At 54.2% G+C, this 13,900-nt stretch carries 10 protein-coding genes; 4 read left to right on the top strand and 6 right to left on the bottom strand.

From position 1 onward, the window contains the following. The first annotated feature begins 49 nt into the window (after window positions 1-49). Together NSQ51_RS07200 and NSQ51_RS07195 are read left to right on the top strand one after the other, a co-directional pair. Entirely contained in the window at window positions 50-340 is a 291-nt protein-coding gene (locus NSQ51_RS07200) for a DMT family transporter (protein ID WP_310794042.1), read from the top strand. A 371-nt stretch (window positions 341-711) separates the two neighbouring features. After that, a complete protein-coding gene (locus tag NSQ51_RS07195; RefSeq protein WP_233434061.1) occupies window positions 712-1,164 on the top strand; it encodes a DMT family transporter in 453 nt (150 codons plus the stop codon). A gap of 155 nt (window positions 1,165-1,319) precedes the next feature. Here NSQ51_RS07195 and NSQ51_RS07190 read toward each other — a convergent pair whose 3' ends face one another. Continuing rightward, window positions 1,320-1,871 (bottom strand): DJ-1/PfpI family protein, encoded by a 552-nt coding sequence (locus NSQ51_RS07190; RefSeq protein WP_049625600.1) that lies wholly within the window; start codon window positions 1,869-1,871, stop codon window positions 1,320-1,322. Between the two features lie 145 nt (window positions 1,872-2,016). Here NSQ51_RS07190 and NSQ51_RS07185 point away from each other — a divergent pair, with 145 nt between their 5' ends. After that, window positions 2,017-2,745 carry an NAD-dependent deacylase gene (locus NSQ51_RS07185; RefSeq protein WP_049625599.1) on the top strand — a complete coding sequence of 243 codons (729 nt, stop codon included), beginning with the start codon at window positions 2,017-2,019 and terminating at the stop codon, window positions 2,743-2,745. Beyond that, window positions 2,742-3,614, top strand: a complete 873-nt coding sequence (locus tag NSQ51_RS07180) for a fructosamine kinase family protein (protein WP_049625598.1) — start codon at window positions 2,742-2,744, stop codon at window positions 3,612-3,614. Before NSQ51_RS07185 ends, NSQ51_RS07180 begins: the two co-directional genes overlap by 4 nt. A gap of 26 nt (window positions 3,615-3,640) precedes the next feature. Here the strand turns inward: NSQ51_RS07180 and NSQ51_RS07175 are convergent, their stop codons facing one another. The 5 genes from NSQ51_RS07175 to gltB all read right to left on the bottom strand — a co-directional run bounded on the left by NSQ51_RS07175 (window position 3,641) and on the right by gltB (window position 13,799). Further along, window positions 3,641-5,734 (bottom strand): GDYXXLXY domain-containing protein, encoded by a 2,094-nt coding sequence (locus NSQ51_RS07175; protein ID WP_049625597.1) that lies wholly within the window; start codon window positions 5,732-5,734, stop codon window positions 3,641-3,643. A 152-nt stretch (window positions 5,735-5,886) separates the two neighbouring features. Beyond that, window positions 5,887-6,759 (bottom strand): hypothetical protein, encoded by an 873-nt coding sequence (locus NSQ51_RS07170; RefSeq protein WP_049625596.1) that lies wholly within the window; start codon window positions 6,757-6,759, stop codon window positions 5,887-5,889. Window positions 6,760-6,935: 176 nt separating this feature from the next. Beyond that, window positions 6,936-7,532, bottom strand: coding sequence for a phosphatase PAP2 family protein (locus NSQ51_RS07165; RefSeq protein WP_033016614.1), 597 nt, complete (start codon window positions 7,530-7,532; stop codon window positions 6,936-6,938). Window positions 7,533-7,611: 79 nt separating this feature from the next. Continuing rightward, window positions 7,612-9,096, bottom strand: a complete 1,485-nt coding sequence (locus NSQ51_RS07160; protein WP_033016615.1) for a glutamate synthase subunit beta — start codon at window positions 9,094-9,096, stop codon at window positions 7,612-7,614. A gap of 143 nt (window positions 9,097-9,239) precedes the next feature. After that, window positions 9,240-13,799 carry a glutamate synthase large subunit gene (gene gltB, locus NSQ51_RS07155; RefSeq protein WP_049625595.1) on the bottom strand — a complete coding sequence of 1,520 codons (4,560 nt, stop codon included), beginning with the start codon at window positions 13,797-13,799 and terminating at the stop codon, window positions 9,240-9,242. Between the last annotated feature and the right edge of the window lie 101 nt (window positions 13,800-13,900).

Here is a 13,900-nt window from a genome sequence, read left to right as displayed (position 1 = left end):
TGCAAGGGCTATTTTTATGCTTGTTTGAGTTTATCTAGCACCACGGGTCATCAAACAATATTGGCTGCCGCTCGCTGCAGCCGGAATTCTTGGCGTCATCGGCTATAATTTGCTTTTATACGGCGCGCTCGCCTATACATCGCCGATGAACGCAGCGATCGTCAATTCGCTCAATCCGGCGATCATCGTCGTGTTGTCGTATGCGCTGCTGCGGGAGCGGCTGTCAAAAACCAATATTGCCGGCTTTTTGTTGTCGCTGGCCGGTGTATTGTTTATTTTAACGGATGGGCATATAGCACACGTCTTCCGAGTCAACTACCCCCACTTAGCTAACGCTTGAAGTGGGGGCTTGCAACTCCCCAGAAGTACAAGCGGACTTCGTCCTCCTTCCTTGACTTGGGGTTGCATCAGGGCAGGTTGACAACTACCCAACGACGCAGGTCATGCCTGCATCGTTACCGATTCTCTCGGTGTGTCTGTTGGCAGTACTTGGCTTCCACACACAACAGACGGATCTACGCTCGATGTTTTACGGTTACAACGTTTCCTGTAACCAACTCCATACATCGAGTAGCAGTTATTGGAGTGCCTTTATTAAACGGTTTTCTCCACGCCTTTATTCTATCATATACAAACGAAAGGGGGAACGCGCATTCCTCTCCCACTTACTCCCTTTGGTCGTTGAAGTGGGAGTCTCCTGCGCGAAATAGGATGAACTACAACCGCGGTGATTTGATGATGCTCGCCGCCGGTGTCGTCTGGGCGCTTTATTCGATCATCGGCAAAAAACTACCCGTCCCACCGATTACAGCGACAACGTGCTCCGTTTTTTTTAGCTTGCTGCTGCTGTGGCCGTTCGCATTCTTATATCCGTTTCCAGCTGATCACATAAGTGCAGCTGGGCTCGCCGGATTGATCTATATTTGCTTGTTTCCGTCCATTCTTTCCTTCTTATTTTGGAACATCTCAGTGCAAAAAGTCGGTCCGAGCCATGCCGGTGTATATTTAAACTTAATTGCCGTATTTACCGCTGTGATCACGTTTTTGCTTGGCGGTGCTCTATCCGTCCTGCAGCTGGCCGGCGGCGCAATCGTCTTGTTCGGCGTCTATTTGGCGACAAAAGCGCCGAAAGTGAAGACGGAACAAGTGGATATCGCAGGATGACGGCCGGACCGTTTGGCGGACAGCATCATCAAAAATAAAACCCGCCATCACAAGCGGGAACCTTTAGCCATGAAAAACAGCGCCGCCCGCCGCACCCAAAACCCTGTTGCATGCACAAGCGGTCTCCCCTCACCCAAAGGGAGACCGCTTTTTGGCTATTGGAGCAATCGAAGGAACTCACGCATAAACGCCGGCAAATCCGGCCACGCATGGGCGGAGACGAGGTTGCCGTCAACGTGGACTGTGCGGTCAGACACATACGTCGCTCCTAGCGCCTCAACCCCCGGCTTGCAGGCAATATACGCTGTCAAACTCCGTCCTTTCAGCAAATCCGGCATTGTTTCAAAAATGAGCGAGGCGTGGCAAATGGCGGCAATCGGCTTATTCGCCTCAAAGAAATGGCGAACGATGCGCTGCACGTTCTCATCAAGGCGAATGTACTCCGGAGCGCGCCCGCCCGGAATGACCAATCCGTCGTATTGCGCCGGATCGACTTCGGCGAACGACGCATGGGCGTCGATCAAATAGCCTTGCTTTTCCACGTACGTATCCCAGTCGGCAAAATCGTGAACGACCGTATGCAGTTTCTTTTTCTTCGGCGCGGCAATCGTCGCTTCATAACCTTCTTCAAGCAAGCGGTAATACGGATAGTATACTTCAAGCGCCTCAACAGCATCACCCGTGATGATCAGCACTTTTTTGCTCATGGATTTCCGCCTCCTTGTCCATTTTTTTCTTTCATTTCTATCATACTGGAAACGAGTGAAAAGGAAAAGTAAAATGATTGGTGGAAAGAGATGAAGCATCAGAAATGAGAGTCGCTATGGTTGCGACAGTAAGGAGGGAAACGGAATGACCATCACCTCATGGCTGGCCGCCTCGCGCCGAACCGTCGTACTGACCGGCGCCGGCATGTCAACGGAAAGCGGGCTGCCCGATTTCCGTTCGCCGCGCACCGGGCTGTGGGCGCGTTTCAATCCGAGCGAACTCGCGACCATCGATGCATTGCATCATCGCCGTGAATCGTTCGTCGAGTTTTACCAATATCGCATTCGCACATTGCAACAGTGCCAACCGCATGACGGACACCGCTTGTTGGCCGATTGGGAGCGGCGCGGGATCGTGCAGACGATTGTGACGCAAAATGTCGATGGCTTTCACCAAGAAGCGGGAAGCCGACGCGTCATCGAACTTCACGGCTCGCTCCGCACCGTCCATTGTCAGCGGTGCGGGCAAACAAAGCCAAGCTTTGTCTATTTGCACGGTGTGTTGACGTGTGAATGCGGCGGAGTTTTGCGCCCGTCGGTCGTGCTGTTTGGCGAGCCGCTGCCGGAGAAAGCCATCGATCAAGCGTGGGAAGCGGCCCGCCAAGCGGACTTGTTCGTTGTGCTCGGCTCCTCTCTGCAGGTATCCCCAGCCAACCAGCTGCCGCTTGTTGCCAAGCGGAGTGGGGCTAAACTCGTGATCATCAATTGGGAGCCGACTGACTTGGACGATCTCGCCGACGCTGTCATTCACGGCCGGAAAATCGGCGAGGTGCTGAACGAGCTGGAGCGGCAGTTGACGGAGGCGGCGGAATGAACAAAGAAACGATGTTGCAAATGGCGCTCGAATCGATCGGCGACCACTCCCGCATCCGCCATTGGCGCCGCGTCTCAGGCGGGGACATCAATGACGCCTATCGCGTCCAAAGCGGCAAGCAAACGTACTTTATCAAAATGCAACGTTTCCCGCCGAGTGGATTTTTCGCTGCCGAACAGATGGGCCTCGAGCTGATCAGGCAAGCACGCGCCATCAACGTTCCGCATACCTTCGGCTTCGGGGAAGCGAACGGCTGGGGCTGGCTCGTCTTGGAATGGGTCGAAGGAACGGAAACGGCGCAGACGGCCGAACAGCTCGGCCGCGGCCTTGCCCGCCTCCATCAATGCCGCGGCCCGGCGTTTGGCCTTGACCGCGATACGTACATCGGGACGCTGCCGCAGCGCAACGGCTGGTACGGCCGCTGGCCCGACTATTACCGCGCCGCCCGCCTTAGACCACAAATGACGCGGGCGGCGGAGAGAGGCCTCCTGCCCGCCAAGCGGCACAAACGTCTCGAATGGCTGCTCGAGCGGCTTGACCAATGGCTTCCGGATGACTGTTTCCCGTCGCTGTTGCACGGCGATTTATGGAGCGGCAACTGGATTCCGGGGCCAGACGGAGTGCCGTATTTGATCGATCCGTCTGTTTTATATGGCCATCATGAGTTTGAGATCGCGTTTACCGAGCTGTTTGGCGGCTTTCCGCTCCGGTTTTATGAAAGCTATCGCGAGCTTATGCCGCTCTCGGCTGATTATCATGACCGAAAACCACTCTACCAGCTGTTTTACTTGCTCGTTCATCTCAATTTATTCGGCGAAACATACGGCAACGCGGTCGACCGCGTGTTAGAACGGTATGCGGGGGAGTAGTTTCTCCTGCTTTCCCCGCGCCATCTTTATTCAGCACGGATCGCTTCGAGCAGCGCATCCCCGCTTTCGCTCACGCGCACATAGGCAAACCGAACATTCTCTTGCTGTGTCATCCCCGTTTTTTCCGGAATGAAATACGATTCAATGCCATACACGACTTGCGGGCCGTGGAACGTGCCGGTGATGATCACATCCCCAGGCTGCGGCGTGTATCCCGGCCTTTTGTTTCCATTCACCATATATACGCCAGCCAAACGATGCACCCCATCCGCTCCTTTTCGCAGCCCAACTTGCACCCGTCCGCTTCCATCAAGCGACGGAATGGTGGAAATATCGTACCGAAGCTGAATATAATCCCCTTGCAGCATGGAACGCGGATCCACCGGCTCAAGCTCCAGCTTTACGACATCACCATATCGCAGCAATCGCTCTTTTTGCCACACGGTATAACCTAAAAATGAAAATTGAGCGATCACGACTATGAGCGTCCACAATGAAACGCGCCGCCCCCAGCGCACTCCCTTGGCCCATGTGAAGCCATTCCGTTTCTCGAGCCACAATGTCCATGCAAGCAACGCCACGCCTGCCGCCAGCAAGCTGATCGATTTATGAAGCAAATTCCAGGCGAACTCGTAATATTTCAGCACGAGATAAAGCGCCGTGTACACCCAAGCGGTCTTCCGCTCCAGTTGCCGACCGCGGAAAAGAAAGAAGGCAAGCGCCAAGACCATGACGATATTCAACGCCACGTACAGTCCATCAACCGCAAATACATCGGCGCTCGTCGCGATCCCAAGCGCTCCGAACGCCAAGACAAGCGGAGTGAGAAACGGCGTTCCGCGAAAGCGGCCATACGCATACAACCCGCCGTTGACCAAAGCCAAGGTGAGCAACACCGTCCGGCCGTCATCCATCGCCGAACTTAAGGCGATCCCGAAATAGACCGTCAGCGCCGCCGTCGTCAACCGGCGCACTCCGCTGTCTGATGACCGGATGATGCCAATCGCAAGCCCAATGACATAGAGGAACAGAGCCAGCCGCGAGACCTCCCCCGCCATCGCCACCCCGAGCCCATAACCAACAGCCAGCAGAGTATAACGAACGACCGCATTCCAATGCCGGCCCAATGAGGCGGGAACGACAAATCCAAAGATGGAAATGAAAAAGAGCACATAAGGCGACCATGACTCTGTCCAAAGAAAATACAAGCCAAGCAGGCTTTGGATGGCCAACGCGGAAGCCGCAAGTGTGACAATCGCCTGAAACGCCGCCAAAAACCATTTCCCGGCTTTCGTCTTTGCTGAAAACAGCCCCGTGCGCCGTAATAGCACAACGCCCCCGTACAACACGGCAGCAGCCGCCACGAGCCCAATGAGAAGCAACCATGTTCCATAATGATCAGCGAGCAAGCGAATGTATTGAATGAACAAAAACAGTCCAGCAAACAAACTCGTCAACAACACATACAACCGCTGCTTGGCGATGACAAGAAAATAATAAAGCAACACAGCGAGCAACACGGCATACACGTATGGCCACCATGCGTCGCGCCCATAGGAAAACCCGGTTATGTCCATCACAAGCAGCCAACCTTGCATGGCTAGGTAAGCGAAACAACGGATGAGCGGTGTCCGAGCAAACACAACGAGCGCACCGTTTACGATCACGAATAACGACAGCACTCCAAACGAAGACCATTCCGTCCACTCAATCCGATAAGCGGACGGAAAATAATAAAACCAGCACGCAAGCTGCAGCAGCCCAATCGCGATCACGGAAAGCACCCGTTCTTTTGTCAACAGCGCCAACAAAGCGGTTGGCGCAAGCCAGACAAGAAACAGCCAATAACTGTCCGCATGCGAGTTGTACATTTGACCGAGCAGCGCCAACGCAATGCCAAATGACAACACTCCGCTGATCAACATCCAACGCCCTAAGAAACGACGGCGGCCCCAAAGCGCCGCGCTTGCGATGTAAAATGCCGCCATCATGCCGATGCTGATCCCGACTTTCACCTCTCGCCCCATCTCCGGCCAATTGGCGGCAAAAAAATACACCATCCCGGCAATCATGCACAAAAACGCCAACGCATACCCCGTTTTCACGACGCGGACCGCCATATCGCTTTCTCCCCTTGTGGCTCGAATCTTTCTCTCTATAAAATATGCTGAAAAAGCTGTCTAGAAGACCAGTGAAAACACGCCTCATTCCATCGTATTTTCCTAGTTGCCGCTCACCCTTTAGACTGTTTTCTTTATTGCAGTACAGGACACTATGGTTGGAGATCATTTTTTAAGTGGAAAATGTCCATATCATGCTCTGCCACTTTTTTGATCAAATAGTTGATCGATGACTGTTGCGAAGAGAACTGCCGCGAAGCCATGTCAAGAGCGGCCTGATGCTTATGGAGCATGTTCTCGATATAGCGAAAGTGGCTCCGCATTTCTAGTGTGAGGTTGTCAACTTTTTCTTCGACCCGTTCAACTTTCCCTTCAAGCCGTTGCTGTCCTTCTTTCAATGTTTGCACATCGCCTTTGACCGCATCCATGTCGGCTTTCAGTGTTTGCACATCGCCTTTGACCGCGTTCATATCCACCTTTAATGTGCGCACATCTTCCTCAACCCGGTGAAGCCGTTGGTCCAAGCGGGCTTGTCCCTCCTGTAACAACTGCACTTCATCTACCAAACGCGCCTGGCCTTCCTTGAGCACTTGCACCTCGCCTTCAAGGCGCGCTTGCCCTTCCTTGAGTGCTTGCACTTCGCCTTCGAGGCGCACCTGCCCTTCTTTGAGTGCCTGCACTTCGCCTTCAAGGCGCGCCTGCCCTTCTTTGAGTGCCTGCACCTCGCCTTCGAGGCGCGCCTGCCCTTCTTTGAGTGCTTGCACTTCGCCTTCGAGGCGCACCTGCCCTTCTTTGAGTGCCTGCACTTCGCCTTCCAAGCGCGCCTGCCCTTCTTTGAGTGCTTGCACTTCGCCTTCGAGGCGCACCTGCCCTTCTTTGAGTGCCTGCACTTCGCCTTCCAAGCGCGCCTGCCCTTCTTGAAGCGCTCGGACATTTCCTTCAATCCGATCGAGCCGCACGTGGATGGGATTGAGCTTTTGGTCAAGCAGTTCGGCCATCATTTGCACGAGTTCGGCTTGGCTCATCGTTTCACCTCCTTTTCCCCATTGTATCATTGTCTCGGTCAACGCGATAGTATAGAAAAAGAGATTTTCTCCCTAATTTCGACAACGGCAAAGCTCAACACAAAGCCGCAAAATTTGCTTTTCACCGCGCGAAATCAAAACAAAAATCGTTTTTTGTCCATGTTCTAAAATCCGCTTCAGCGAGTGAACCTACGGTAAAGAGCCAGGCAGGCTGATACATAGGCAACCCCGAGCAAAAACCCACCAAGCACATCAGATGGATAATGCACTTGCAGACTTAACCTGCTTAAGCCAGTCAACAGGGCAAGCGCTCCAAAAACGCCGTAAATCGCGGTCCGCTCGCCTCGCTTCGTGCGCGTTTGCGCCAAAAAGTACGCCAAAATCAACAAGTAAATCGTCCCGATCATCGCGTGGCCGCTTGGAAAACTAAATCCACCGATTTCAGCATGAGGAGGTCGAGGCCGTCCAATGATATGTTTTAGCCACTCATTGATGCCATATCCCCCGCCAACAGCGGCCACAACCAACACCATTCCGTAGACGTCGCGGCGAAAAAACCATAAACCAATGACAAGCATAATGCTGATGGTGCCAATCGTCTTTCCATTGCCAAGAAACGTAAACGGGTCAAGCCAATTCCAATAATCAAACAGACGCAGCCCCTCTTCATCCATTCTCTCCGTCCATCCAGCGGCCACGCCTGTCCAAACAAGCAAAAAAAGGCTCAGACTCATAGCCGCAGTGATCCATAATCGTCGATTCATGCTGAGCATCACTCTCCTCCTTATACCTTCTTTTCCAGCAAAACAAAAAATCCTCCTTAAAAAGCGGTGCTTTTTAAGGAGGGATCCATCACCACGGCAACTTCGTCTCTCCCATCAGGAACCGATCGACTTCACGAGCCGCCCCTCGGCCTTCATGGATGGCCCAGACAATTAAGCTTTGGCCGCGGCGGGCGTCGCCGGCGGCAAACACGCCCTCGATGTTTGTTGTATATTTGCCGTATGGGGCTTTCACTTTGTTGTTGATCGTTTCAACACCAAACTGCTTCAACAACGGCTGCTCTGGCCCTTCAAACCCGATGGCGATAAAAACCAAATCACACGGCCATACTTGTTCCGTCCCCGGAATTTCTTTAAAGATCGCTTTGCCGTTTTCATCAATGATTTTTTCCGTTTGAATCGTATGCAGCTCTTTCACGCGGCCGTGCTCGTCGCCTACGATTTTTTTCGTTTGAATGCAATATTGACGCGGGTCTGCCCCAAATTTCGCCTTCGCTTCCTCATACGCATAATCAAGCGTGAAAACGAGCGGATATTGCGGCCAAGGGTTATTGTCTGGGCGCTTGTCCGGCAAAGCCGGGTGTTTGCCGAACTGGACGACGCTTTTGCAGCCTTGGCGCAGCGCGGTCGCCACGCAGTCGGCGCCCGTATCGCCGCCGCCGATCACAATGACATGTTTGTCTTTGGCATCAATAAACTGGCCATCGGCAAAGTTGGAATCCAATAAACTTTTCGTCACGCCGGTCAAATAATCCATCGCAAAATGGACGCCCTCCAGCTCCCGGCCTTCAATGGCCAAATCGCGCTGCTTTTGCGCACCGATGCACAAGACGACGGCGTCGTACTGAGCACGCAGTTCGTCAGCCGTAATATCTTTGCCGACTTCGGTGTTCGTAATAAACGTGATACCTTCCTCTTCGAGCAGACGCACCCGCCGCTCGACCACTTCTTTTTCCAACTTCATATTCGGAATGCCGTACATCAATAAGCCGCCGATGCGGTCAGCCCGCTCATACACCGTCACCGAATGGCCAGCTTGGTTAAGTTGGTCGGCACAGGCGAGCCCAGCCGGGCCAGAGCCGACGATGGCCACTTTTTTCCCTGTTCTTGTTTTCGGAATGCGCGGTTTCACCCATCCCTCGGCAAACCCTTTATCAATAATAGCCCGTTCAATCCCTTTAATGGCAACCGCCGGGTCGGAAATCGCCACCGTGCATGACCCCTCGCACGGCGCTGGACAGACGCGGCCGGTGAATTCCGGGAAGTTGTTCGTTTTCAACAAACGATCAAGCGCTTCTTTCCAGCGGCCTCGGTACACCAAATCGTTCCATTCCGGGATCAAGTTGTGCACCGGACACCCCGAAGTCAGGCCGTTTAGCTCCAATCCCATATGACAAAACGGCGTGCCACAGTCCATACAGCGGGCACCTTGGCGGGCCAGCACGTCTTCGGAAAACGGCTGCGTGTATTCTTTCCAATCATCAAGACGGGAAAGCGGATCGCGCTTTTTCTCTTCCTCGCGTGCATATTCCATAAATCCTGTTGCTTTTCCCACGATGGTTCCCCTCCTTCTTTCCGTACGTATCCTCTCTTCTCTCATGCGGCCTTCCCGCCTGTTGGCCGATCAAAAAGCGGGCCCCGCGAAGCCGCGGAGCCGAAGCGGCGTCGTCACTTCGCGGCCAATCGCAAGCCACAGCGTTACTTCGCCACCGCTTGCAGCTGATGGACGCCGCCGACAGCCGCTTTTTTCTGTTTTGCCACCGTTTCAAACGCCGCCATGACAGCTTCTTCGTGCGAAAGCCCGGACTGTTCGAGCGTTTCGATCGTCTCAATCATCAGTTTGTAATTGCGTGGAATAACTTTGACGAAGCGGCGGACGTAATCGTCCCACTCGTCGAGCACCAATGCAGCCCGCGGGCTTCCTGTATAGCGGTAATGGTTTTCGATCATCCGGCGCACGTCGCGAATTTCTTCCTCGTCTTCGAGCCGCTCAAATGAGACGAGCTCAAGGTTGGCTGTTTGCTGCCAGCTGTCTTCATCGGCAAGAACGTAAGCGATCCCACCGGACATGCCGGCGGCGAAGTTTTTGCCAACCGAACCGAGGATGACAACGCGGCCGCCGGTCATATATTCACAGCCGTGGTCGCCGACGCCTTCGACAACAGCATGGACGCCGCTGTTGCGGACGCAGAACCGCTCCCCAGCGCGGCCGCGAATGTACGCTTCGCCGCTTGTAGCCCCGTAAAACGCCACGTTGCCAATGATGACGTTGTCAGCCGCGGCAAACGGCGCCTCATGCGGCGGACGGACGATCACTTTGCCGCCGGAAAGCCCTTTGCCGACGTAATCATTCGCGTCGCCGACGAGCTCAAGCGTCATCCCTTTCGGCACAAACGCTGCAAAGCTTTGCCCAGCCGATCCGGTGAAATGGAGGCGGATCGTATCATCCGGCAGCCCTTCCTCGCCGTAGCGCTTCGAGATTTCGCTTCCTGTCATCGCCCCGACCGTGCGGTGGACGTTGCGGATGGCGAGGTGAAGTTCGACCGGCTCCTGCCGCTCAAGCGCTGGCTGCACCGCCGGTAAAATTTCCGTATAGTCGAGCGTCTCTTCCATTCGATGGTTTTGCCCTTTGCTGCCTGTGCGCGGGCCATCGACTTGATACAAGAGACGGGACAAGTCAAGATGTTTCGCTTTCCAATGCGCTTTCGCCCGTTCGCTCACTTTTAAGACGTCAACGCGGCCGACCATTTCGTCGATCGTGCGGAATCCGAGTTCCGCCATCATTTCCCGCACTTCCTGAGCGACGAAATACATGAAATTGACGACATGATCCGGCTCGCCGGTAAATTTCTTGCGCAGTTCCGGATTTTGCGTCGCCACGCCGACCGGACACGTATCCAAATGGCAGACGCGCATCATGACACAGCCTAAAACGACGAGCGGTGCCGTCGCAAATCCGAATTCTTCGGCCCCAAACAGCGCCGCCATCACAACGTCACGGCCGGTCATCAATTTGCCGTCGGTTTCTAGAACGACGCGGTCGCGCAACCCATTGAGCATGAGCGTCTGATGCGTTTCCACCAAACCAAGCTCCCACGGCAAGCCGGCATGCTTGATGCTCGTTTTCGGCGACGCACCCGTGCCGCCGTCATAGCCGCTGATGACAATGACATCGGCGTTCCCTTTCGCCACGCCAGCGGCGATTGTGCCGACGCTGGCTTTGGCGACGAGCTTGACGCTGATGCGCGCGTCTTTGTTGGCGTTTTTCAAATCGTAAATGAGCTGGGCCAAGTCTTCGATCGAGTAAATGTCATGGTGCGGCGGCGGGGAAATGAGCTCGACTCCCGGCGTTGAGCCGCGCACTTTGCCGACCCACGGATACACTTTATTGGCCGGAAGCTGCCCGCCTTCACCTGGTTTTGCCCCTTGCGCCATTTTGATTTGCAATTCATCGGCATTGACCAAATAATGGCTTTTTACGCCAAAACGCCCGGACGCCACTTGTTTGATCGCGCTGCGGCGCCAGTCGCCGTTGTCGTCTTTCACATAGCGGGCCGGGTCTTCGCCGCCCTCGCCGCTGTTGCTTTTTCCGCCGATCCGGTTCATGGCGATCGCCAGAGCCTCATGGGCTTCCTGGCTGATCGAACCGAACGACATGGCCCCTGTTTTAAAGCGGCGGACGATCGATTCAACCGGCTCGACTTCGTCAATCGGCACCGGAGGGCGCTTCGAATCGAAGTCGAACAAGTTGCGCAAAAACGTCAACTGTTCTTCATTGGCCAGTTTCGAATATTGTTTATAGAGGTTGTAATCGTTTTTCCGGCACGCCCATTGCAACAAATGGATCGTCTTCGGATTGAACACGTGATGTTCGCCGTTGCGCCGCCATTGCAGCTCGCTGCCTGCATCGAGCACATCGTCTTCATGCCGCGCTCCGAAAGCGGCTTCGTGGCGCATTTTCGCTTCTTTCGCAATTTCCGCAAGCCCGATGCCGCCGATTTGCGATGCCGTGCCGGTGAAGTATTCCTCAATGACATCGTCGCCGATGCCGACCGCTTCAAAAATTTGCGCGCCGCGGTAGCTTTGCACCGTCGAAATGCCCATTTTCGACATCACTTTGACAACGCCGTCAACGGCTGCCTTCATATACGTTTTCACCGCTTCGCGGTACGACAAGGCGATCGTGCCGTTTTCTGACGCTTGGCGGATCGTCTCCAGCGCCAAGTACGGGTTGATGGCGTCCGCCCCGTAGCCGATGAGCGCCGCAAAATGATGCACTTCACGCGCTTCGCCGCTTTCGACAAGCAGGCTGACGTTCGTGCGCGTCCCTTTGCGGACAAGATGCTGGTGAAGCCCGCTTGTCGCCAACAAAACCGGAATGGCGACATGTGTTTCATCAACGCCGCGGTCGGACAGCACAAGAAGCACCGCCCCGTTTTCGATCGCTTCATCCGCTTTGGCAAACAGCTCATCAAGCGCCTGTTTCAAATCATCAGTAAACAGCGTCGGCAGCACCGCGCACGCAAATTCCGGGTACGGATTGGCTTTTAACGCTGCGAGCTCTTCGTTCGTCAATAGCGGAGTTTCCAAGCGGATGCGCCGCGCCGCTTTGGCGTCCGGATGCAAAATGTTCCCTTCTTTGCCAAGCAGCGTCATCGTCGAGGTGACGACATATTCACGGATCGCATCAATCGGCGGATTTGTCACTTGGGCAAACAGCTGCTTGAAGTAGTTGAACAAACTTTGCGGCCGCTCCGACAGCACGGCAAGCGGCGCGTCCATGCCCATAGCGCCGGTCGGATCTTTTCCTTCCGCCGCCATCGGCAAAATCGTTTTTTCCACATCTTCAAACGTGTAGCCGAACGCTTTTTGCAGTTTGACGAGTTGCTTCGGCGCTTCGACGTCCTCCGGAATTTCCAGATCGCCAAGCGTGATCATTTGCTCGTTGATCCATTGGCGATATGGCTTTTCATGAGCCATTTCTTCCTTGATTTCCTGGTCAGAGATGATGCGCCCTTGCTCGAGGTCAACCAACAGCATTTTCCCCGGGCTCAGCCGCTCTTTATATAAAATGTTGTTCGGGTCAACATCGATGACGCCGACTTCGGATGAGAAAATAATGTAGTCGTCTTTGGTGACATAATAGCGGGCCGGACGCAAACCGTTCCGGTCCAAAATGGCGCCGATTTGCTTGCCGTCGGTGAACGAAATCGCCGTCGGTCCGTCCCACGGCTCCATGAGACAGCTGTGGTACTCGTAAAACGCCTTTTTCGCCCCGTCCATCTGCTCATCCCAAAACCACGGTTCCGGAATGAGCATCATCGCGACATGGGCCGGCTTCCGGCCAGCGAGAACGAAAAATTCAAACGCATTGTCCAAAATCGACGAGTCGCTGCCGTTCGTATCCAAAATCGGCACGACTTTTTCCAAATCCGCGCCGAACGCTTCGGACACAAATTGTTTCTCGCGCGCCGCCATCCAGTTGACGTTGCCGCGCAGCGTGTTGATCTCGCCGTTATGGATCAAGTAGCGGTTCGGATGGGCCCGCTCCCAGCTCGGAAACGTGTTCGTGCTGAAGCGCGAGTGCACGAGAGCAAACGCCGAACGGAACCGTTCATCTTGCAAATCCAAATAAAACGCATCGATTTGTTCCGGCGTCAAAAGCCCTTTATACACGATCGTTCGGCTCGAGAAGCTCGCTACATAGCACTCGTTGTGTTCCACACATTTTTCGAATTGTTTGCGGATCACATACAGCTTCCGTTCAAACGCCAACTCATCAGTCACGTCATCACTTGCCGCGACAAACACTTGACGGATGAACGGCTTGCTTTGCCGCGCCAGTTTGCCAAGCTTTTCACGATCAACTGGAACTGTCCGCCATCCGAGCAGCCGTTGCCCTTCTTGAGCGACGATCTCATTGAACATCGATTCATAGTACGCCCGTTTCGCTTCCTCTTCCGGCAAAAAGAACATCCCGACCCCGTAGCGCCCTTTTTCCGGCAAGTTCATCCCGCTGCACACCGCTTGAAAATACTCATGCGGAATTTGCGTCATAATGCCCGCGCCATCGCCTGTTTCCGGATCGCTCCCTTGTCCGCCGCGGTGTTCAAGCTGGCGAAGCATATGGAGCGCTTTTTCGATAATGTCATGTGACGGTTTTCCTTTCAAATGCGCATAAAACCCGATCCCGCATGCATCATGCTCAAATTCCGGGCGATATAACCCTTGCGCTTCCGGTAATCCGTAGTGTTTCATGCTGCCTTCCCCTCCCGTTCCGAATTGTCTGTAATATTCATTGTAGTTTTCAAAATTAATATAAACAATATATAATTTAGATAAAATCCATCTCTTTTTGC

The organism is Geobacillus sp. FSL K6-0789 (genome assembly GCF_038593135.1).
Lineage (GTDB): Bacteria > Bacillota > Bacilli > Bacillales > Anoxybacillaceae > Geobacillus > Geobacillus stearothermophilus.
Note: the sequence above shows the minus strand (reverse complement) of the source record. Positions and strands in the feature narration are given on the sequence as shown.